17 protein-coding genes are annotated in these 18413 nt (G+C 35.3%); 4 read left to right on the forward strand and 13 right to left on the reverse strand.

The window, feature by feature from the left end; all coding sequences use genetic code 11:
* Positions 1 to 2: 2 nt before the first annotated feature.
* The gene (locus tag EOJ36_RS09815) at positions 3 to 683 is read right to left on the reverse strand and encodes a M15 family metallopeptidase (RefSeq protein ID WP_238944464.1); all 681 of its coding nucleotides are present in this window, start codon (positions 681 to 683) and stop codon (positions 3 to 5) included.
* 61 nt (positions 684 to 744) lie between these two features.
* Here EOJ36_RS09815 and EOJ36_RS09820 point away from each other — a divergent pair, with 61 nt between their 5' ends.
* A complete protein-coding gene (locus EOJ36_RS09820) occupies positions 745 to 1980 on the forward strand; it encodes a nucleoside recognition domain-containing protein (protein ID WP_127804860.1) in 1236 nt (411 codons plus the stop codon).
* Here the strand turns inward: EOJ36_RS09820 and EOJ36_RS09825 are convergent.
* From EOJ36_RS09825 to EOJ36_RS09865, 9 genes are all read right to left on the reverse strand, one after another.
* On the reverse strand, positions 1977 to 3425 hold the full coding sequence (locus EOJ36_RS09825; RefSeq protein ID WP_127804862.1) for a capsule assembly Wzi family protein: 1449 nt from the start codon (positions 3423 to 3425) through the stop codon (positions 1977 to 1979). The genes EOJ36_RS09820 and EOJ36_RS09825 overlap by 4 nt on opposite strands.
* 5 nt (positions 3426 to 3430) lie before the next feature.
* Entirely contained in the window at positions 3431 to 3901 is a 471-nt protein-coding gene (gene nusG / locus EOJ36_RS09830; protein ID WP_127804863.1) for a transcription termination/antitermination protein NusG, read from the reverse strand.
* A 1-nt stretch (position 3902) separates the two neighbouring features.
* Positions 3903 to 4985 (reverse strand): GDP-mannose 4,6-dehydratase, encoded by a 1083-nt coding sequence (gene gmd / locus EOJ36_RS09835; protein ID WP_127804865.1) that lies wholly within the window; start codon positions 4983 to 4985, stop codon positions 3903 to 3905.
* Between the two features lie 55 nt (positions 4986 to 5040).
* Positions 5041 to 6813: an AMP-dependent synthetase/ligase gene (locus EOJ36_RS09840; RefSeq protein WP_127804867.1), complete on the reverse strand. Its 1773-nt coding sequence runs from the start codon at positions 6811 to 6813 to the stop codon at positions 5041 to 5043.
* A 427-nt stretch (positions 6814 to 7240) separates the two neighbouring features.
* Positions 7241 to 8803, reverse strand: a complete 1563-nt coding sequence (locus EOJ36_RS09845; protein WP_164847890.1) for an Ig-like domain-containing domain — start codon at positions 8801 to 8803, stop codon at positions 7241 to 7243.
* Between the two features lie 76 nt (positions 8804 to 8879).
* Positions 8880 to 9761 carry a class I SAM-dependent methyltransferase gene (locus EOJ36_RS09850; protein ID WP_127804871.1) on the reverse strand — a complete coding sequence of 294 codons (882 nt, stop codon included), beginning with the start codon at positions 9759 to 9761 and terminating at the stop codon, positions 8880 to 8882.
* Position 9762: 1 nt separating this feature from the next.
* The gene (gene mnmG, locus EOJ36_RS09855) at positions 9763 to 11622 is read right to left on the reverse strand and encodes a tRNA uridine-5-carboxymethylaminomethyl(34) synthesis enzyme MnmG (protein WP_127804873.1); all 1860 of its coding nucleotides are present in this window, start codon (positions 11620 to 11622) and stop codon (positions 9763 to 9765) included.
* Positions 11623 to 11653: 31 nt separating this feature from the next.
* Positions 11654 to 12064, reverse strand: a complete 411-nt coding sequence (gene ybeY / locus EOJ36_RS09860; RefSeq protein WP_127804875.1) for an rRNA maturation RNase YbeY — start codon at positions 12062 to 12064, stop codon at positions 11654 to 11656.
* 23 nt (positions 12065 to 12087) lie between these two features.
* Positions 12088 to 12438, reverse strand: coding sequence for a YraN family protein (locus EOJ36_RS09865; RefSeq protein ID WP_127804877.1), 351 nt, complete (start codon positions 12436 to 12438; stop codon positions 12088 to 12090).
* Between the two features lie 68 nt (positions 12439 to 12506).
* Between EOJ36_RS09865 and lipB the strand changes: the two genes are divergently transcribed.
* Positions 12507 to 13274: a lipoyl(octanoyl) transferase LipB gene (gene lipB, locus EOJ36_RS09870; RefSeq protein WP_127804879.1), complete on the forward strand. Its 768-nt coding sequence runs from the start codon at positions 12507 to 12509 to the stop codon at positions 13272 to 13274.
* Positions 13261 to 13977 carry a ribonuclease H-like domain-containing protein gene (locus tag EOJ36_RS09875; protein ID WP_127804881.1) on the forward strand — a complete coding sequence of 239 codons (717 nt, stop codon included), beginning with the start codon at positions 13261 to 13263 and terminating at the stop codon, positions 13975 to 13977. The genes lipB and EOJ36_RS09875 overlap by 14 nt, the downstream gene beginning before the upstream one ends.
* A gap of 3 nt (positions 13978 to 13980) precedes the next feature.
* Here EOJ36_RS09875 and EOJ36_RS09880 read toward each other — a convergent pair whose 3' ends face one another.
* From EOJ36_RS09880 to EOJ36_RS09890, 3 genes are read right to left on the reverse strand one after another with little or no spacing between them, the layout of a single operon-like run.
* Entirely contained in the window at positions 13981 to 14616 is a 636-nt protein-coding gene (locus tag EOJ36_RS09880; protein ID WP_127804883.1) for a NeuD/PglB/VioB family sugar acetyltransferase, read from the reverse strand.
* Entirely contained in the window at positions 14613 to 15809 is a 1197-nt protein-coding gene (locus EOJ36_RS09885; RefSeq protein WP_127804885.1) for a M14 family zinc carboxypeptidase, read from the reverse strand. The genes EOJ36_RS09880 and EOJ36_RS09885 overlap by 4 nt, the downstream gene beginning before the upstream one ends.
* A gap of 2 nt (positions 15810 to 15811) precedes the next feature.
* Entirely contained in the window at positions 15812 to 17014 is a 1203-nt protein-coding gene (locus EOJ36_RS09890) for a chloride channel protein (RefSeq protein ID WP_127804887.1), read from the reverse strand.
* Between the two features lie 87 nt (positions 17015 to 17101).
* Here EOJ36_RS09890 and EOJ36_RS09895 point away from each other — a divergent pair, with 87 nt between their 5' ends.
* Positions 17102 to 18412 carry a DEAD/DEAH box helicase gene (locus EOJ36_RS09895; RefSeq protein ID WP_127804889.1) on the forward strand — a complete coding sequence of 437 codons (1311 nt, stop codon included), beginning with the start codon at positions 17102 to 17104 and terminating at the stop codon, positions 18410 to 18412.
* Position 18413: the final 1 nt, after the last annotated feature.

Here is an 18413-nt window from a genome sequence, read left to right on the forward strand (position 1 = left end):
TTTCATTCTACTACCTTAAATTTTTGTTTCGCATCTTGTCGAGAAAAGGCATTAAAATGCCACCACTCGTATTCGATAGGCATAAATCCACCTGCTTTCATGGCATTGCGCAATTTCAAACGATTTTGATAGGCCCTCTCTGAAAGCTTACCATTATTCAATAATTCTTGTTCCTTTTTCGGGTAAGCTAATTCTCCGAAAAAATCAAAACTTGTGCCCATATCCAAGGGGATTTGGTTAGCGTCAGCCAAGGTTAGGTCAATTGCACTGCCATAGTTGTGAATGGAATGAATAGCAGGATCTGCTACGTAATTACTTCTTTGTTTGGGAGGCATATCACTCAAGGTATTCCATAAATCCCATTGTTTGGCAAGGGGTCTCGCGGCATCATAAATTAAAAAATGCAAGCCTGGATGTGTTTTTTGAAGATATTTTTGAGCCTTCCCAAGCATTTCAAGGGTTTCCTTTTGCAAGTATGCATGAGTTAAACACCCATACACATTTTTCTTCATGAAATTGTCGGTAGTAGCATATTTCAATTGTACAAAAACCTCTGGCAAAACCTTCTGAACTTCTACTAAACCTTGTTTTTTCATTTGTTCTTCGTAGCTGCAAACCGACTTTTGCGCTAGGCTCCATTGGCTTATGAAAGAAAAGATAAACAAGCTTAAAATAGATTTCATCAATTTCATATTCAATTTTTTGCCTAAATTTAGGTAAAATTTATCTTTAATTATCCATAATATGGCCATCAACTGGATCTGGTTTTTGTTTTTCGGAACAGCTTTTATCATTGCACTTGTTCAGTACCTCTTTTTAGGAAATACAGAAATTTTTAAGTTGTTGGTCGATGGAATGTTTGATTCCGCTGAAATGGCCGTGATGGACATTGCCTTGCCTCTGGCAGGCGTAATGACCTTTTTTATGGGTATTTTACAAATTGGTGAAAAGGCGGGCGCCATTCAATTCATGGCAAAAATAATTCGCCCATTCTTCACTCGTTTGTTTCCGGATATTCCCGAAAATCACCCGGTGCATGGACAAATGATTATGAATTTTTCTGCCAATTTATTGGGATTAGATAATGCTGCTACCCCATTCGGGTTGAAAGCCATGCAAGGCCTGCAAGAATTAAATCCAGAAAAAGAAACTGCCTCTCCAGCCCAAATTATGTTTTTAACCTTGCATAGCGCAGGTCCCGTTTTAATACCATTGAGCATCATGGCACAAAGAGCCATTTACGGTGCAAAAGATGCATCAGATGTGTTTATTCCTTGTTTAATGGCAACGTATGCTGCCACCATGGCTGGATTAATCTTTGTTTCCATCAAACAAAAAATAAGACTTTGGGAGCCTGTGTTAATGACTTGGATCATTGGTATTACAGCTGTTTTGGCTGGTATTTTGGCCTATTTTAGTTCGTTACCAAAGGAGCAAATAGAAATTCAATCTAAAGTATTTTCCAATGGAATACTCTTACTTATCATCATTTCATTTATTACGGCTGCATTTAGGAAAAAAATAGATTTATTTTCCACATTTGTTGAAGGTGCCAAAGGTGGATTTGAAACTTCTGTTCGGATAATTCCTTACCTAGTAGGAATGCTCGTTGCCATTTCTTGTTTTAGAAACTCGGGAGCCCTGGGCTATATTGTTGATGCTATGAAAATAGTTATTGATTGGACAGGCATTGACAATCGTTTTTCAGACGCCTTACCAACTGCTTTATTGCATCCAATTAGTGGCAGTGGCTCAAGAGCCATGATGATTGACACCATGAAAACATTTGGAGCAGATTCCTTTCCTGGTCGATTAGCCTCTGTTTTTCAAGGCTCTGCAGAAACCATTTTATATGTAGTTGCCTTGTATTTTGGCTCTGTGCAAGTTAAGAATATAAAATATACCCTGTGGGCAGGCCTAACTGCTGATTTCGTAGGAATTCTTACCGCAATTGCAGTTTCTTATCTGTTTTTTGGCTAAAATAAAGGTACAGATATTCCAATATTTCCTCCCAAGGTGTTTTTATACCATTCCGATTGGTCGTATCCAATATTGGCTTTTACCGTAGCATCATAGCCTAAAATTTTCATGGGTTTTTGGGCAAATAACGCCAATGAATACATTTTTTTTACGGGTACAAATTCTTTGCCATACCAACCAACAGCATTGGCCAAGCTACCCTTAAATAAAATTTTTGTATCTTTTATTTCCCACTCAGATGCAATATAAAATGCCTCTACACGGGAATTATCAAAATATCCACCATTGGTCAAAGGTAAATCGGTTTCATTAATAGCAGTAATAAACGGACTTCCTATACCTCTACTTCGATACGACCATCCCTGGGGATAAACACCATTATTGAAATAATTGTCTAAACCCCTTTGCCATGCAAATGGAGCATCTGACCCAATGGGGCCACCTTGTGAAGTTGAATTAAAATATTCTAAAACTAACTTCCTAAATGTGCCTTCCTTTTTCGATTGAATGGATATTCCATGCAAACCGTCTGTTATATTATTCAACCAAAATAAAGAGCCATCTTCGTAATAACTTTGTCGATAACCTAATACTTTAAAACTTCCAAAATCAATTTCCGCACCTATATCTACTGAACCTAAATGATTTCCAACGCGATTTCCGGCATCATTTTTGCCAAATTGAGTTGTGTCATTAACTGCTGCTAAATTAATTCCGGTTACTACATATAGAAAATCTTTAAATCTTGTAGGAACTTGACCATTTATACCTGCCGAATTATTAGGGTCTGCATACAATAATTTCCCACCCCATTGTACCTGGTGATTAAATCCGGCAAATAATTTGATGGTTGAGGTTTCACGACCAAATTGTCCATAAAAAGATTTCTGATGCAAAAATACATGGGCTGCATCAGTTCGATTGTTTTCAAAAACACCGTGGGCAAAATTTCCCTTGAATGCAAAAAATCCTCCCTTTTTAGGATAAAACCAATTAGGAACACTCAACTCAATTTTGGGTATAGGTAGGGCATTTCCCGACCAGACAAACGATCCAGAAGAAATTGTTGAATCTGCCAATCCAAAGGTTTGTTTGCGCATCCCAGCCCATAATTCGAAAATTCCCAATTTAGATTTTACATATAATTCAGGAATTTGAACTGCAGATTTATCTGTCCCCACTAAAAACTGAACATTGGCACCATAACCAAATTTTAATCTGCCCTTTTTCTTATAATCTTGAACATATCCAGCATTGGTTTGGAAATATGACCCTCTGACAGGAACCATACCATACTGATTGGATCGCAACCAAAAGGGTTGATATTTTCCATCGGTAATTCCTGTGCCTATTTCAAGCCAATTTTTGGTATCACTTGTTTGGGCAATGGAATATTGCATAGTTATTAAAACAAGTAAAACTCCCAAACAATGTGTTTTTTTCATATTTATTATGCCAAATGAGCCACTAGCTCATAGCCCATACTTTCAATGATTAAGCGAACTTCTTTTTTATTTTTAAAGGATTGAACTTTTGCCCTTTTTCCTTCAAAAACACCCGATTTAATGGTAATAAAATCTCCAACTTTTACAGAAGTACCTATTACTTCAACATTTACAAAATCGGTCAAAAATGATTTAATGGCAAGAATTTCTTCTTCTTGTATTTGGGCAGGTTTACTCAACCAATACACAAAATTCACTACATTTCGAGCCTTTCGAACAGTTACATTCTCCGTTACATAGTCTATGTTCACAAAAACATAGGAACGAAAAAGAGGCTCTTCTACCCATTTTGTTCGATCAGACCACTTGCGTTTAACTTTGTTTATGGGACAATAACATTCTATACCTAATGCCTCCAAATCCAAAGCCACTTGCTTCTCACAGCGCGACTTCGTATAAACAGCAAACCAAGCCATATTATGCTTTTTGAGAAAACAACTTAATGTCGGCCTCCATCATATCTTTAACCAATGCTGGTAAATCATACTTCAATTTCCAACCCAATTTCTCTTTTGCTTTCGTTGGGTCTCCAATCAATAATTCTACCTCTGTGGGTCTAAAATACCTTGGGTCAACTTCTACCACAATACTTCCTTTTTCTAATTGATAAGCAGGGTTTGAACAAGCCACAACATATCCTTTTTCCTCTACTCCTTCTCCTTTGAAATCAACATCCACACCCACTTCTGCAAAGGCCATTTTAATAAATTCTCTTACGGTTGTTGTTATACCCGTTGCAATCACAAAATCCTCAGCAACCTCTTGTTGTAAAATCAACCACATCGCCTCTACATAGTCTTTTGCATGTCCCCAATCACGCTTGGCATCCAAATTACCTAAATAGATTTTTTTCTCCTGTCCCAACACAATTTGAGAAACTCCACGTGTAATTTTTCTGGTCACAAAAGTTTCACCACGCAAGGGCGATTCGTGATTAAACAAAATACCATTTACAGCAAACATATCGTAAGCCTCGCGATAATTTACGGTAATCCAATAACCATATAATTTTGCTACTGCATACGGAGAACGTGGATAAAACGGCGTTCTTTCACTTTGTGGTACTTCTTGTACCAAACCATATAATTCTGAGGTTGAGGCCTGATAAATCTTTGTTTTTTTCGTCAATCCCAACAAACGAACCGCTTCTAAAATTCGAAGTGTTCCGATTCCATCTACCTGTGCTGTATATTCTGGCTCATCAAAAGAAACCTTCACGTGCGACATTGCACCCAAGTTGTAAATCTCGTCGGGCTGAACTTCCTGAATGATACGAATGATGTTCGTTGAGTCACTTAAATCGCCGTAATGCAAATGGAATTTAGAATTATCTACATGAGGATCTAAATAGAGGTGATCTATACGCTGAGTGTTGATCAAAGAACTTCTTCTTTTGATACCATGCACTTCGTATCCTTTTCCTAATAACAACTCAGCTAAATACGCTCCATCTTGTCCGGTGATTCCTGTAATTAAGGCTATTTTATTTGTTTGACTCATACTTTGTTAAATTCAATGCGCAATTTACTAAAATAAAAAAGGTATTGTGTAAAATTTATGTATATAACGGTAAAATAACACTTTCAAACTTATTGTAAATGACCTTTCTTTTAAGTTTTAAGGTAGGGGTTAGTTCTCCATCTTGAATAGTAAACAGCTTATCTAGCAAAACTATTTTTTTAACTTGTTCATATTTGGCCACGCTAATCATGGTCTGGCGTACCTCTTCTTCCATTTTTTGAACAATTTTTGGGTTTTTAATTAAGTCGGCATTGCTTTCCCAATGAATCCCTTGTTGGCGCGCCCAAAATTGTAAAGCAGAAAATTCAGGGATAATTAAAGCCGAAGGAAATTTTTGTCCTTCTCCAACCACCATACATTGTTCTATAAATGCCGATTCTTTTAGCTTGTTTTCCACCAATTGCGGTGCAACATACTTTCCCCCCGAAGTTTTAAATATCTCCTTTTTACGGTCTGTTATCTTCAAATATTTTCCATCAACTAATTCTCCTATATCTCCCGTGTGAAACCAGCCTTCTTTATCAATGGCCTCGGCAGTAGCTTCTGGATTATTGTAATACCCAACCATTACCGAATCTCCCTTGCAACAAATTTCTCCATCCTCTGCAATCTTTACCTGCACACAATCCAAAATTGTTCCCACACAACCTATTTTAAAATCGGGTGGATTTATTTTACAAACCGAAATCACAGGAGAGGTTTCTGTTAGTCCATAACCTTCTGAAATAGGAACACCTGCTGCCCAAAAAACGCGAGATAATCGAGGTTGCAGTGCAGCAGAACCGCTTGTTATGGATCGAACATTTCCGCCCAAAGCCTCTCGCCATTTACTAAAAATCAATTTGCTAAAAACTGCATATTTTATTCGCTCCAAAATACCCAATTTTTGCATTGGATCATATTTCAATCCAAAATCAATTGCCGCAAAAAACAATTTTCGTTTAATGCCTGTCAATTCGTTTCCCTTAGCTAATATTTTATCATACACCTTTTCCAACAAACGTGGAACGGTTGCAAATGCAACAGGTTGAACCTCCTTGATATTATCAGCGATGGTTTCCATGCTTTCTGCATAAAAAATAGAAACACCATAATACATGTACAAATAAATATCGGTTCGTTCATAAATATGACAAAGCGGTAAAAAACTCAACACATTCTCCCCAACTTTTAAATCAAAATATTCACCACGCACAACCGATTTTACATTACTCAAAATATTATGATGAGTCAACATCACACCCTTAGGTCTACCTGTAGTTCCTGAAGTATAAATTAAAGTCAATAAATCTGTTGATTTAACTTTGGAATGAAAAGGCTCTAAGTTTTTAACATTTTTACCTTTTCCCAAATTTTCTATTTCTTTCCAATTTTTGGCAGCTGGTATCGAATCAAAAGTGTAAATTCCTTTTACAAAATCTAGTGACTTACTTGCTTCATTGGCTTTGTAAAATAGATCTTCGTTTTCTACAAAAATTAGTTGAGAACCAGAATCTGAAAAAATATAGGTGTAATCTTCAATGGTTATGGTCGGATAAATTGGAACCGTAACCCCACCAATTAATTGAACTGCAAAATCAACGATGTTCCATTCGGTCCGATTGTTTGAAATAATAGCAATTTTATCGCCAATCCCTAAACCTAATTCCAAAAATCCAAGTGCAAGCTCATGAACCGATTGAACAAAACTCGAGGAAGAATAACTTTGCCAAGAGCCATTACTTTTCTTGTTAAATAAAATAGGAATCTCCTGGTGTTCATAAGCCTTCAATAAATCAAAGACTCTTTCTAATTGTTGATGTTTCATAGGTTTATTATTTCAATCAAATATAAGATTTCCACATATTATCCACAACTATAAACTATATTATACCAAATATTACCCTAAAATGATACTTTATACAATTTAAATATCAAAAAAGCATTAGTTTAAAAATTCTTCTAAACTTATCCACAGGCTATTATTTAAAAATAAAAAAATTAATTTAAGTAAAATTTAATTGTATGTTATTGTTCTCTGTGGATTTGTGGATAAGTGATTTTTTGATTTGTAAATAACTGAAATTTAATATATTAATTAAATTAAATTGTATTTTTATTTGTGGATAAATTGAAGATATCTTGAGGATAAAATCAGACTTATGCACAATTTGTTTTGAAAAAATATTTTATCCCCAAAGATGTGATTTAAATGTGGATAAAAAGGTGAGGAAATCCACCACTTATCCACATACTTATTCACCTTGGATGACAAGGTCCGTTAATTCAAAATTTGCTTTTAATTTCAATGGCATTGGATAGAAAAACATTCGTTCTGCCACTTTTTTGGTTTGAAAATTTCCGGGTGTCCACTTTCCGTCTTTGTTCAGGTCTTCGATGACCCTAATCGTATAAATATTAGGTTCTATGTAATTAAATGTGAAATTTTCTTTAACAATTTGTGAATAGGCAATTTCTTGCTCCTGACCTTTAATCAGCTGTACAACATATTGTTGATCTTTTTTTGTTGAATTTATTTTTCCTGAAATGAGACCGAAGTTTTCCAATTCTTCTCTTTCAATTGGGTATTCAACATAATCCGTTGAATCTTGTTCTATGCTTACAAAAGCATCTTTTTCAAAAATTAAATTGACTTTTTCTTTGGGCAAATCTTTTTTCGAAATAATAAGTTGATTTGAATAAGAATTGAATTTTATGTTTTTTTCATCAATTGAAATTCTTTTCAAGGAATCAATTTTATAATAGATTTTTTTTATGTTCCACGAGGCAACAGGTTTTTCAAAATCCAATTGTATTGAATCTAAAGGTGAAAATCGTGCCCCAAATTTTGGATAAACACTTAAGTTGAAAGGCTTTCTAGTTAATTTTTCTTTTTTATTTAATTCGCGGTATTTTATTTTAACACTAAATTCTTTTAACCTGTTTAAAGAATCTGTTGTATTTAGTTTAATAAATAAAGTATCATTTTTATTAGTTGTTCCTCTAAATATGCGGAGTTGCTTATTTTGTTCTATTTGATAAACTATTTTTTCAGCATTGCTTTGTTTTTGTTCAACTTTAGCTTCTTGAATTCCCCGATTAAATTCATATAAAACCGATTTAGCTGTTGTGGTTGTTTTAATAATTTTTAGACTGTCTAAATTTTGGTTGCTAAGAATAAAATCTTTTGATTTTAGATGTTCTTTGAGATCTATAAATGCTTCTTTTTGAAAGTCATGTGCTTCTTTATTTGCATTTAAGAGTAAATTATTGTTTACATCTGCAAATGCAGCCATGTAATATTTTCCTGCTTTTAAATTTTCTAATTGGTAATTTCCGGAGGTATCGGTTTTGGTAAAATAATAGGGCTTTTGTTTATCAATTTTTAATGTGTCGGAATAGGGATAAACTGCCACTAAAATATTTTCTAATTTTTTATTTGTAAACAAGTTTTTCACATTTCCTTCAATGCTTAGCGAGTCGATTATATTACCGGTACTAAAAACGAGTTTGATGTTTTTGGCTACGTTTCTTTCTGAGATATCTGAAATGGAATTTCTAAAATTGAAAGTGTAGGTTGTATTATCATTTAATGCTGAATCAAGAATAATAGATAAGCCTTTGGGATAAATTTTTGTTTCATAAAATCCAATTCCTGGAGTAACTAATAATTCCTGATTTACATTTTTAATATCTACATATTCATTGAAACTTAAATCTAATTTTTTCCCTTTGAAATTCTTACTTTTTAAAGTTGGGTTACTTTGTAAGAGCACTGGTGCCAAGGTGTCTTTTTTTCCACCTGGGGGCGATGCCATTTGTGCACAGCTGTTGAGTAAAAGAATAAATCCTAAGCACAAAAAACTGACAAGTAAAAGGGAAAGCTTTTTAGATTTATTCATTTTCAAAGATGTATAAATTACTGGAATAATTTCCGTTGAAAATAAAGGCTTTTAAATTTGAAAAGGCGCCTGTGATAAATGAGGCCAAAAGCTTTTTCTTTCCAGACTGATATTCGTTGCTTAAAATACTGATGTAAAAAGAATCAAACAAAAGCCCTCTTGTTTTGACTAATTTAAATCCATATTTCGAAGCAAGAAACTGTATCGTTTTTGGCGTAAAATGATGGATGTGTCGAGGCACATCATAAGCCGCCCAATGAGATTTAAACTTTTCTGCATCGTGAGATTTGGGATTGGGGACCGCTATCAATAATTTACCGTTTTCGTTTAAATGCTTTTTGAAAAAAGTAAAATATTCGTCTAATTCATAAACGTGTTCTAGCACATGCCATAAACTAATTATTTGAAACTTTTCTTGCGATTCAATTTCTGATAATTTTCCAGCAATTTTTGCTTTCGTAAGTTCCGTTGCTTTTGCTGCAGTTTGTGGATCTAATTCCATTCCTCTAACGTCCCATCCTGCCGATTGACAAGCTTGTAAAAAGTGTCCATTTCCACAACCAATGTCTAAAAGCTTATTAGAATTTTTGTACGAACGAATCCAATTTATTTTTTGTTGAAGTGTAAAATTTCTAACCCAATGATAGAGTTTATTTACAATTCCTTCTTTGGTATTCGAATGAGAAATATAGGTTTCAGACTGATAATATTTTCCAGCTTCCTTTGCCAAGGGTCTTGGATTGGTAAATAAGAAATCACAGCTTCTGCATTGAACGATTTTGAAAAACTCTCCAGAAACAGTATAATCTTTTGCTTCCAAAAAGGATTCAATGTGTTGACTTTGGCAAATGGGGCAGTTGCTAATTATTTCCATATTATCTTCCCATGAACAATAGTAAAATAGAAATGTCAGAAGCTGACACTCCAGAAATTCTACTTGCTTGTCCGATGGTTTGGGGTCTTAATTTATTTAATTTTATTCTTGATTCCGTTGAAAGAGTTTTGATTTTATCGTAATCAAATTGAGGTGGAATTTGTAAATCTTCCATAGACTTCATCTTGTCCACCATTTTTCTTTCTTTGTCGATATAACTTTCGTATTTGATAATTATTTCAGCTTGCTCAATTTCTTCTGTAGAATATTTTTTCAATATCGGAATAAGCATTTCATTTTTATAAAAATGTTCAAAGCCGACATCGGATCGTTTGATGAAATTTATCAAAGGGGCTCCTTCTTTGATACTTGAAACACCTATTGACTCTAACCAAGGATTTGCCTCTGTTGGTTTTAATTTGTTTGATTTTAATTCTTGAATTAGGTTTTCAACGTTTTGCTTTTTTTGCAAATACGTGTCTAATCTTTCTTGAGATGCTAAACCTAATTCAAATCCTTTTTCAGTTAAACGTTCGTCAGCATTGTCTTGTCGCAAGAGGGTTCTAAACTCTGCTCTCGAGGTAAACATTCGGTAAGGCTCATCTGTACCTTTGTTTATTAAATCGTCGATTAAAACACCGATATATGCTTCGGATCTTGAGAGAGTAAAAGGATTTAATTGATGGGTATGTTGGTGGGCATTGATACCTGCCATTAAACCTTGACAAGCGGCTTCTTCATAACCGGTTGTTCCATTGATTTGTCCAGCAAAAAATAATCCTGAAATCAATTTGGTTTCGAGGGTTGGACTTAATTGTGTTGGAGGAAAATAATCATACTCAATAGCATAACCAGGTCTGAACATTTTTGCTTTTTCAAATCCAGGTATCAACTTGATCGCCTCAAATTGTATTTCTTCTGGAAGGGATGTTGAAAATCCATTTACATAAATTTCTACGGTCTCCCACCCTTCTGGTTCTACGAATATCTGGTGACTATTTTTATCTGCAAAGCGGTTGATTTTATCTTCAACTGATGGACAATAGCGCGGCCCCAATCCTTTGATTCTTCCAGCAAACATAGGCGATTTTTCAAAGCCTTTTCGTAGGACATCGTGTACTTTCTCGTTTGTATGCGTGATCCAACAAGAGCGCTGTTCTTTGATGGGTTCTTTTGTCAAATAAGAAAATGAACTTGGGTTTTCATCTCCTTTTTGTTCTTCCATTGCCTCGTAATTCAGGCTTCTTCCATCTACTCGAGGCGGAGTTCCTGTTTTCATTCTACCGCTTTCGAATCCGAGCGAAACAAGTTGTTCTGTGAGTCCTTGCGCATTGGGTTCTGCCATTCTTCCTCCGCCAAAACTTTTCTCCCCAATATGAATCAATCCATTTAAAAAGGTGCCATTAGTTAAGACCACAGATGGCGCGTAAAATGACATCCCCATTCGCGTCTTCACTCCTTTCAATTCCTTATTTTGAACAATTAATTCTTGCACAGAATCTTGCCAAAAATCAACATTAGTATTTCTTTCTAAGGCCCATCTCCACTCTTCTGCAAATTTCATTCGATCAGATTGGCACCGAGGCGACCACATCGCTGGCCCTTTTGAGCGATTCAACATTCGGAATTGAATCATTGTTTTGTCGGAAATGATTCCCGACATCCCTCCAAGTGCGTCTATTTCTCTAACAATTTGTCCTTTGGCTACGCCACCCATGGCAGGGTTACACGACATCTGCGCAATGGTTTGCAAGTTCATCGTAATCAACAAAACACTTGAACCCATTTTAGCTGCGGCATTTGCTGCCTCACAACCCGCGTGCCCTGCACCTACTACTATTACGTCGTAATTATATTGCATTTCATTTATGTTTCACGTGAAACATTTTGTCTTATCTTTTGGTGAGATAAAAGTTTTCCTTTTCTCTCATTGTTTTTTCCTCTTCTTCCGACTTGTCTTTGTAGCCACAAAGATGTAATAAACCATGTGCGATTACTCGGTACAATTCGTTTTCTTCTGTCTTTAATGTCCTTCCGTTTTCTAAAACGCGTTCGTAGGAAATGTAAATATCACCTTCAATTTGGTTTGGCTTTTCCGACTGGTCAAAGGTGATGATGTCGGTTAGGGTATTGTGATTTAAGTATTGTTTGTTGATTTCTAACAGGTAGGAATCTGAACAAAAAATGTAATTTAATTCCACAATTTTTTTTCCCTCTTCTGCGGCAAGCTGCTTCAACCAAGCTTTCAAGGCTCGCTTTTCTTTTAGGGGAACGGCAATATCTTCTTCGAAAAAGTTTATCATATTTACAATAATCTGCAAATTTACTAAAAAGCATCCTTGAAATGCTCAATTTCTGAATGTTTTGTAAAAAATGTGATGGCAATGATGTCAAATCGGATATTTCCTTTGTATTTGTTTTCATATTGGTACACATTTGCTGCCGCCTGAACTTGAAAAATCTTATCTCTTGTTACCTGTTGTTCTGGGTAGATTCCGCCTTTTGCTTGTAAGGATTTAACCTCCACAAATATGACAAATCCTGATTTTTGGGCAATGATATCAACCTCTGACCTACCCCTTCTATAATTTTTATCAAGTATTTGGTAGTTATTTTTGATCAAATAATTTGCAGCTAAGGCTTCCGCCTCCTTACCTTGCAAAAGATGTTTCGCCATTCTTGTATCTTTGTTTTTTGTAAAACTAATGCGCGTGGAAACAGAAGCCTAACAGCTTCTTGATAAAAATGGAAAAGAATAAAAAAGTTCAGTTTACTGATTTAGGTCAAGTGGAATACAAGGAAACCTGGGATTTTCAGGAGTCTTTGTTGGCAAGTATTTCTAAAATAAAACTAGATAATCGAGCTAAAAATGTCCAAACTTCCAATACAGATTCTCAACTTTCCACTCCCAACTATTTGCTTTTTTGTGAGCACAATCCTGTTTATACCTTGGGTAAAAGTGGTAACGAAAATCACCTTTTATTGCAAGAACCATTTCTTCAAACCATTGGGGCAAGCTATTATCGAACAAATCGAGGGGGCGATATTACCTTTCATGGGTCCGGACAATTGGTGGGCTACCCTATTTTAGATCTAGACAATTTCACTACCGACATCCATTTGTATTTACGCAATCTGGAAGAAGTTATCATACAAGTTTGTGCATCTTACGGACTTGTTGCAGGTCGAGTTGAGGGGTTGACAGGTGTGTGGATTGAGCCAGACAAACCCGAAAAACGGAAAATTTGTGCTATGGGTGTCAAGGCTTCCCGATGGATTACCATGCATGGTTTTGCCTTAAATATCAATACAGACCTTACATATTTTGACCACATTGTTCCCTGCGGAATTGCCGAATATGGTGTTACTTCCTTGAAAAAGGAGTTGGGCAGAGAATTGGATGTTAAAGAAGTAAAGTTGAAAGTAGTTGCTGCTTTTGCGGATTTATTTCAAGCACAAATTCAAAATGTTTCACGTGAAACATTAGAAAATATTACAAATGAAAAACTTTAGAAATACCCTTTTTATTGATATAGAAACCGCAAGTGGAAAAGGCGATTTTTCCCAGTTGAGCCCGAAAATGCAAAGCCTGTGGTTAAAAAAAGCAAAAAATTTGCCTAATCCGGACCAATTGATGTTAGAGGATTTGTATTTTCAACGTGCCGCATTGTACGCAGAGTTTGGAAAAATTATTTGTATTGGAATGGGTTTTTTGTTCAATGACAAGGAAAAGGGCTTGTCGCTGAAGGTTAAAACCATTGCAAACGACAATGAAAATGAATTGCTTGCGGAGTTTATTCGTTTTATTAATGATACCTACAAAAACAAAGAATTAAGCCTTGTCGCACACAATGGAAAAGAGTTCGATTTTCCGTATTTGTGTAGAAGAATGTTGGTGAATTCGCTTGAAATCCCGAAACAATTGCAATTGCAAGGTAAAAAACCATGGGAAGTCGTTCACCAAGATACAATGGAGCTATGGAAGTTTGGCGACAGAAAAGCGTACACTTCTTTAGAGTTATTGGTGGAAATTTTAGGTATTGGAGAAGCTAAATCTAACCTTTCTGGTGATAAAGTGAATGAAACGTATTATCAATTGAAGGATTTGAAAGGAATTTCCGACTATTGTCAGGAGGATGTGGTATTGGTAGCCCAACTGTTTTTACGGTATAATTTCCAAAAAACAGTTGAGCCACAAAATATTCAGTTGCTGTAATAATTATACTATTTTAGCTGGATTTCCAAAAGCACGCTTAGAATTAGGAATATTTTCTATTACTACACTCCCAGCCCCTACACTTGCCGATTTGCCAATTTTAATGGATCCTACCACAGTTGAATTAATTCCAATAAAGGCATTGTTTTCTACTTTTGCTTCTTTTCCAATAACAGTTCCACTGCCAATTTGTGCATAATCTTCAATAGATGCTCCTGTTTCAATGATGGCGCCCGCACCGATAATGCAGTGGTCGCCAATTTTTGTTGCAGGTTGTATTATGGCCGAATTGCCAAGGAATATTCCATACGACAATGAATTGATATCTGCCACCTGGGCATTTGGGTGTATGGCGTTTGTTGGCTTCGTTTTCCTGTCATCAATAATATTCTCAATCATTTTTTTTCTTTCTACAGGATTTTCAAGTGCTACAAATACGTTGCAATTTTTCCCTATTAAGTTCCAAAATTGCTCATCTTCTGTTGTTCCTAATACAGGTATTTCGCCAATAAATGTGTCTTTTTTCTTCACATCGTCGTCTAAAAATCCATAGATAACAACCTTGTTTTTTTGGAATACATCTGCCACTTCTAAGGCAAATGGATTTACGCCAATAATTATGACCGGTAAGGAAATCATATTTTGTTTATTTTGTTTGTGTAATTACTTAATTTAAAAAATTCTTCATTGCCTTTTCCTAAGACAAATTGATGGTATTCTTTCTCTTTTTCCGGAAGACTGTTTCCAATTATAGTTAAATCTGTACCATTTATTTCAGTTAAACCATGTATGTGTGACATGTCGCCAATATCTTCAATTTTCCATGAAAAATTTATGTTTTCAGTCCCTGATTTTTCCTCTTTTATATTAAAAAGGATGTCGGCCCTTTGTGTACCATCTAAGGTTAATGGAGCGTTGATTATTTTAATGTCTGCAATGTATTTTTCGTTTGTGAGTAACGAATTATATTCATTTAGGCTTTCCAACTCCCATTTTCCTGTTGCTATTTGATATAGGGAATCTAAAATCATGCAGGCGTTTAATTTTCTTAAATAATTTTTTTCTAAATCCCATTGCATACCTCCTGCTTCAATTAATAAAAGACCATAACCTCTTTTTTGAAATGTGTCTCCAAATGCTCTGGATTCATATTCATCTGTCCATTTGGCTAAATTATTTCCTATTATTGGCTTGAGTTTTTTGCACAAATGATTGGCTAATTTTCCTGCTCTTATTCTTGATTCTGTCCAGGTTCCAACTTCGTCTCCTGGCGTAGCTAATAAGGCAATTTGGGTTTGGTATTTTGAATTTCCTGCGGAATATAATCTATTTTGATCGTGTAAGTTAATAGAAAATAGTGGATTTATTTGATCTACCCAATTTGATAGTAGTTTAGCTTCAGGACTGTTTTGTTTCGTAGCATCTCTGTTCATGTCGATTCCTAAAGCGGTTTCTCTTTGCCATAAATATGCCCCATCCCTATTCAATTGAGGTATTGAATGAAAGCATATATTTTGATGTATTTTTTGCCAAATTTCTTCCAATTCTTGAATAGGTTTGGATAAAAAAGTATAAATATCTGCTAATGCTAATGTGGCTGTCGCCTCATCACCGTGCATTTGTGACCAGGCTGCTATTTTAATTTTCCCTTTACCAAATGTTACTTCATTTATGCTTCTATTTTGATAGGATTTACCAATTTCTTTTACCCCCAGTAATGGTGAATTTTTCCAATTATTTAGAAGTAAATTCCATTTATCATCACTAATTCTTCTTTGGTTTAGTGTGTGATCTTTAAAGGAATCATAATGTTTTAGTAGTGTTTCAAACATAATTATAATAGGGGTTTTGGCATTTTTACATTCCAGATTTGTTGAGGAAATAATCCGTTTTTCCCAGAAGTAAATATTATAATAAGAGTGACAAGTAAGGAAACTAAGGCCATGTTTAAGCTAAATAATTCCATACTTAAAAACATGGCAGTTAAGGGTGTTTTTGCTAATCCGCAATAGAGGCCAACAAAGCCTAAGGCAGCGGCAAGTGCTTGAGGAAAAATTAATAGATTAGAAAAATATGCTCCCGCATGTGAACCAATTAAAAATAAGGGTGTTGCTTCTCCCCCTTTAAATCCTGCTGCTAAGCTAAATGTAGTTGCTATTATTTTTTTGATGAAAAATGAATTGTCTATATTTCCTTTAAATGGATCTAATAATTTTTCAGCACTTAATCCGATTGAACTTTGGAATTCTCCTTGACTTAGTAAAATTCCTACAATTGCTCCGAGAATAATCCCTCTGAGAATTTTTTGTGAGGGCAATAGCCCAAACAAATAATTTATATTCGATTCTAGCGCTTTATAAAATCTTGCAATTAGGGCTAAAAATAGGCCTAAAATGAGCAATTTGGCACAAAATGTTACATTTATTTCAGGTAAAAAAATAGCAGGATAAAGTGTGTGTTTTGTTCCGTACACGTGTAAACTTATCCAATTTGATAAAAATGAAGAATAAATGCAGGGGATAATTGATTTCCATGAATATTTTCCAAATTCATTTATTTCCAAACCAAAAAATGCACCCGCCCAGGGAGTTCCAAAGACCGAACCAAATCCAGCTGCTATACCTGATCGAATAAGAAGTATTTTGTCTTCTTTTAAAAATTTAAATTTTGTAGCAATAAAATCTGCAAAGTTCGCCCCTATTTGAACAGCCGTGCCTTCTCTACCCACTGATGCTCCGGCTAAATGGGAAATCCATGTGCTGGCTACTATATAAATTGAAAAAAATGGGGAAGTATTTTTTTCTCCGCCGTTGATAATTTCAATATAGGTATTGGTAGAGGTTTGACTAAGTTGTTGCCAATAGGTCTTGCTATATAAAAATATAACAGCAATTAGAGGGAGTAAGTAAGGAAACAAATGCCATAGATTTCTCAAAATGGCAACCTGATCTAAACCTTTCAAAAATAGCGCGGAGGCACTTCCCATCAAGAAAGAAAGTATGCTTAAGCCCACAATAAGTTGAAAGTATTTTTTCAAATTTTACCTATTTTGCTTCAAAGGTACTTACAATTCAAAACCTTTTCTAATCTAATTTACCTACCTTTGTGAAATTTTGTATGATTCATGACTCATTTTTCAGATTTAGGCCTTAATCCTCAGCTAGTTCGCGCTTGCGATGACCAAGGGTATAGTACACCTACTGATATTCAGGAAAAGGCAATTCCTTTGCTTTTGAAGGGACATGATGTGCTCGGAATTGCACAAACTGGGACAGGTAAAACAGCTGCTTATGCTTTGCCTATTTTAATGCAATGCAAATATGCTCAAGGTTCAAATCCAAGAGCCTTGATTTTAGCCCCAACCCGCGAATTGGTTATTCAAATCGAAGAGGTATTTAGAAGTTTATCTAAATATACAGATTTGCGCATTTTAGCTATTTATGGTGGCTTGGGTCCGCGGACGCAAATAGATGCCATAAATAATGGGATTGATCTGTTAATTGCCACTCCGGGGCGATTTATGGAGTTGTATTTGAAAGAGGTAATCATTACCAAAGAATTGAAAACCTTGGTATTGGATGAAGCCGATAAAATGATGGATATGGGATTTATGCCTCAAATTCGGAAGATTTTGGAGGTAATTCCTATTAAAAAAAGGCAAAATGCCTTGTTTTCAGCAACTTTTCCTGAGAAAGTAGAAAACTTATCCTTTGAATTTTTAGAATATCCACATAAAATAGAAATCACTCCGCAGGCCACTACGGCAGTCAATGTGGAACAATGCGCCTACGATGTGCCCAATTTGAAAACCAAATTAGCGGCATTGAAGTATTTTTTGGAACAGGAAGGATTTGACCGTGTTATGGTCTTTTGTCGCTCTAAATTGGTTGCCAATGATTTGGAACAATATTTATTGGAGAATCTATTAAAAGAGAAAGATATTCGTGTGATTCACTCCAATAAGGGGCAAAATACCCGAATAAACTCAATGAATTTGTTTCGAGAGGGTAAATTAAAGGTCTTGGTTACTACCGATGTAACTGCCAGGGGAATAGATATTCCTTTGGTTTCACATGTGATAAATTTTGATGTGCCTTTGATTTATGAGGATTATGTGCACAGAATCGGTCGAACAGGTCGTGCAGATGCTCTTGGGGCTTCTATTACCTTTGTAACGATGGCTGAAAAATACCATTGGGAAAAGATTGAAAAAATTATTCAGCAAACAATTCCTTTGGGTAGTCTCCCCAATGAAATACCGGTATTTGCTACGCCAAAAGAGGAAGAAATAGCTATGTTGCGTGCAATTGACGAACAAAAGCGAAAAGAAAATCCGGATTTTAAAGGGGCTTTTCATGAAAAAAAGTCGAAACCTCAAAAGAAAAACGCTAAATTCAAGTCCAAATCAAATAAGTCAAATAAAAGGAGGAAGTAAG

The organism is Sandaracinomonas limnophila, from assembly GCF_004005965.1.
Classification (GTDB): Bacteria; Bacteroidota; Bacteroidia; order Cytophagales; family Spirosomataceae; genus Sandaracinomonas; species Sandaracinomonas limnophila.

What these genes read in the sequence shown, in the direction of transcription:
- EOJ36_RS09815 (WP_238944464.1), bottom strand. Translation starts at nt 683, where the DNA reads ATGAAATCTATTTTAAGCTTGTTTATCTTTTCTTTCATAAGCCAATGG.
- EOJ36_RS09820 (WP_127804860.1), top strand. Translation starts at nt 745, where the DNA reads ATGGCCATCAACTGGATCTGGTTTTTGTTTTTCGGAACAGCTTTTATC.
- EOJ36_RS09825 (WP_127804862.1), bottom strand. Translation starts at nt 3,425, where the DNA reads ATGAAAAAAACACATTGTTTGGGAGTTTTACTTGTTTTAATAACTATG.
- nusG (WP_127804863.1), bottom strand. Translation starts at nt 3,901, where the DNA reads ATGGCTTGGTTTGCTGTTTATACGAAGTCGCGCTGTGAGAAGCAAGTG.
- gmd (WP_127804865.1), bottom strand. Translation starts at nt 4,985, where the DNA reads ATGAGTCAAACAAATAAAATAGCCTTAATTACAGGAATCACCGGACAA.
- EOJ36_RS09840 (WP_127804867.1), bottom strand. Translation starts at nt 6,813, where the DNA reads ATGAAACATCAACAATTAGAAAGAGTCTTTGATTTATTGAAGGCTTAT.
- EOJ36_RS09845 (WP_164847890.1), bottom strand. Translation starts at nt 8,803, where the DNA reads ATGGCATCGCCCCCAGGTGGAAAAAAAGACACCTTGGCACCAGTGCTC.
- EOJ36_RS09850 (WP_127804871.1), bottom strand. Translation starts at nt 9,761, where the DNA reads ATGGAAATAATTAGCAACTGCCCCATTTGCCAAAGTCAACACATTGAA.
- mnmG (WP_127804873.1), bottom strand. Translation starts at nt 11,622, where the DNA reads ATGCAATATAATTACGACGTAATAGTAGTAGGTGCAGGGCACGCGGGT.
- ybeY (WP_127804875.1), bottom strand. Translation starts at nt 12,064, where the DNA reads ATGATAAACTTTTTCGAAGAAGATATTGCCGTTCCCCTAAAAGAAAAG.
- EOJ36_RS09865 (WP_127804877.1), bottom strand. Translation starts at nt 12,438, where the DNA reads ATGGCGAAACATCTTTTGCAAGGTAAGGAGGCGGAAGCCTTAGCTGCA.
- lipB (WP_127804879.1), top strand. Translation starts at nt 12,507, where the DNA reads ATGGAAAAGAATAAAAAAGTTCAGTTTACTGATTTAGGTCAAGTGGAA.
- EOJ36_RS09875 (WP_127804881.1), top strand. Translation starts at nt 13,261, where the DNA reads ATGAAAAACTTTAGAAATACCCTTTTTATTGATATAGAAACCGCAAGT.
- EOJ36_RS09880 (WP_127804883.1), bottom strand. Translation starts at nt 14,616, where the DNA reads ATGATTTCCTTACCGGTCATAATTATTGGCGTAAATCCATTTGCCTTA.
- EOJ36_RS09885 (WP_127804885.1), bottom strand. Translation starts at nt 15,809, where the DNA reads ATGTTTGAAACACTACTAAAACATTATGATTCCTTTAAAGATCACACA.
- EOJ36_RS09895 (WP_127804889.1), top strand. Translation starts at nt 17,102, where the DNA reads ATGACTCATTTTTCAGATTTAGGCCTTAATCCTCAGCTAGTTCGCGCT.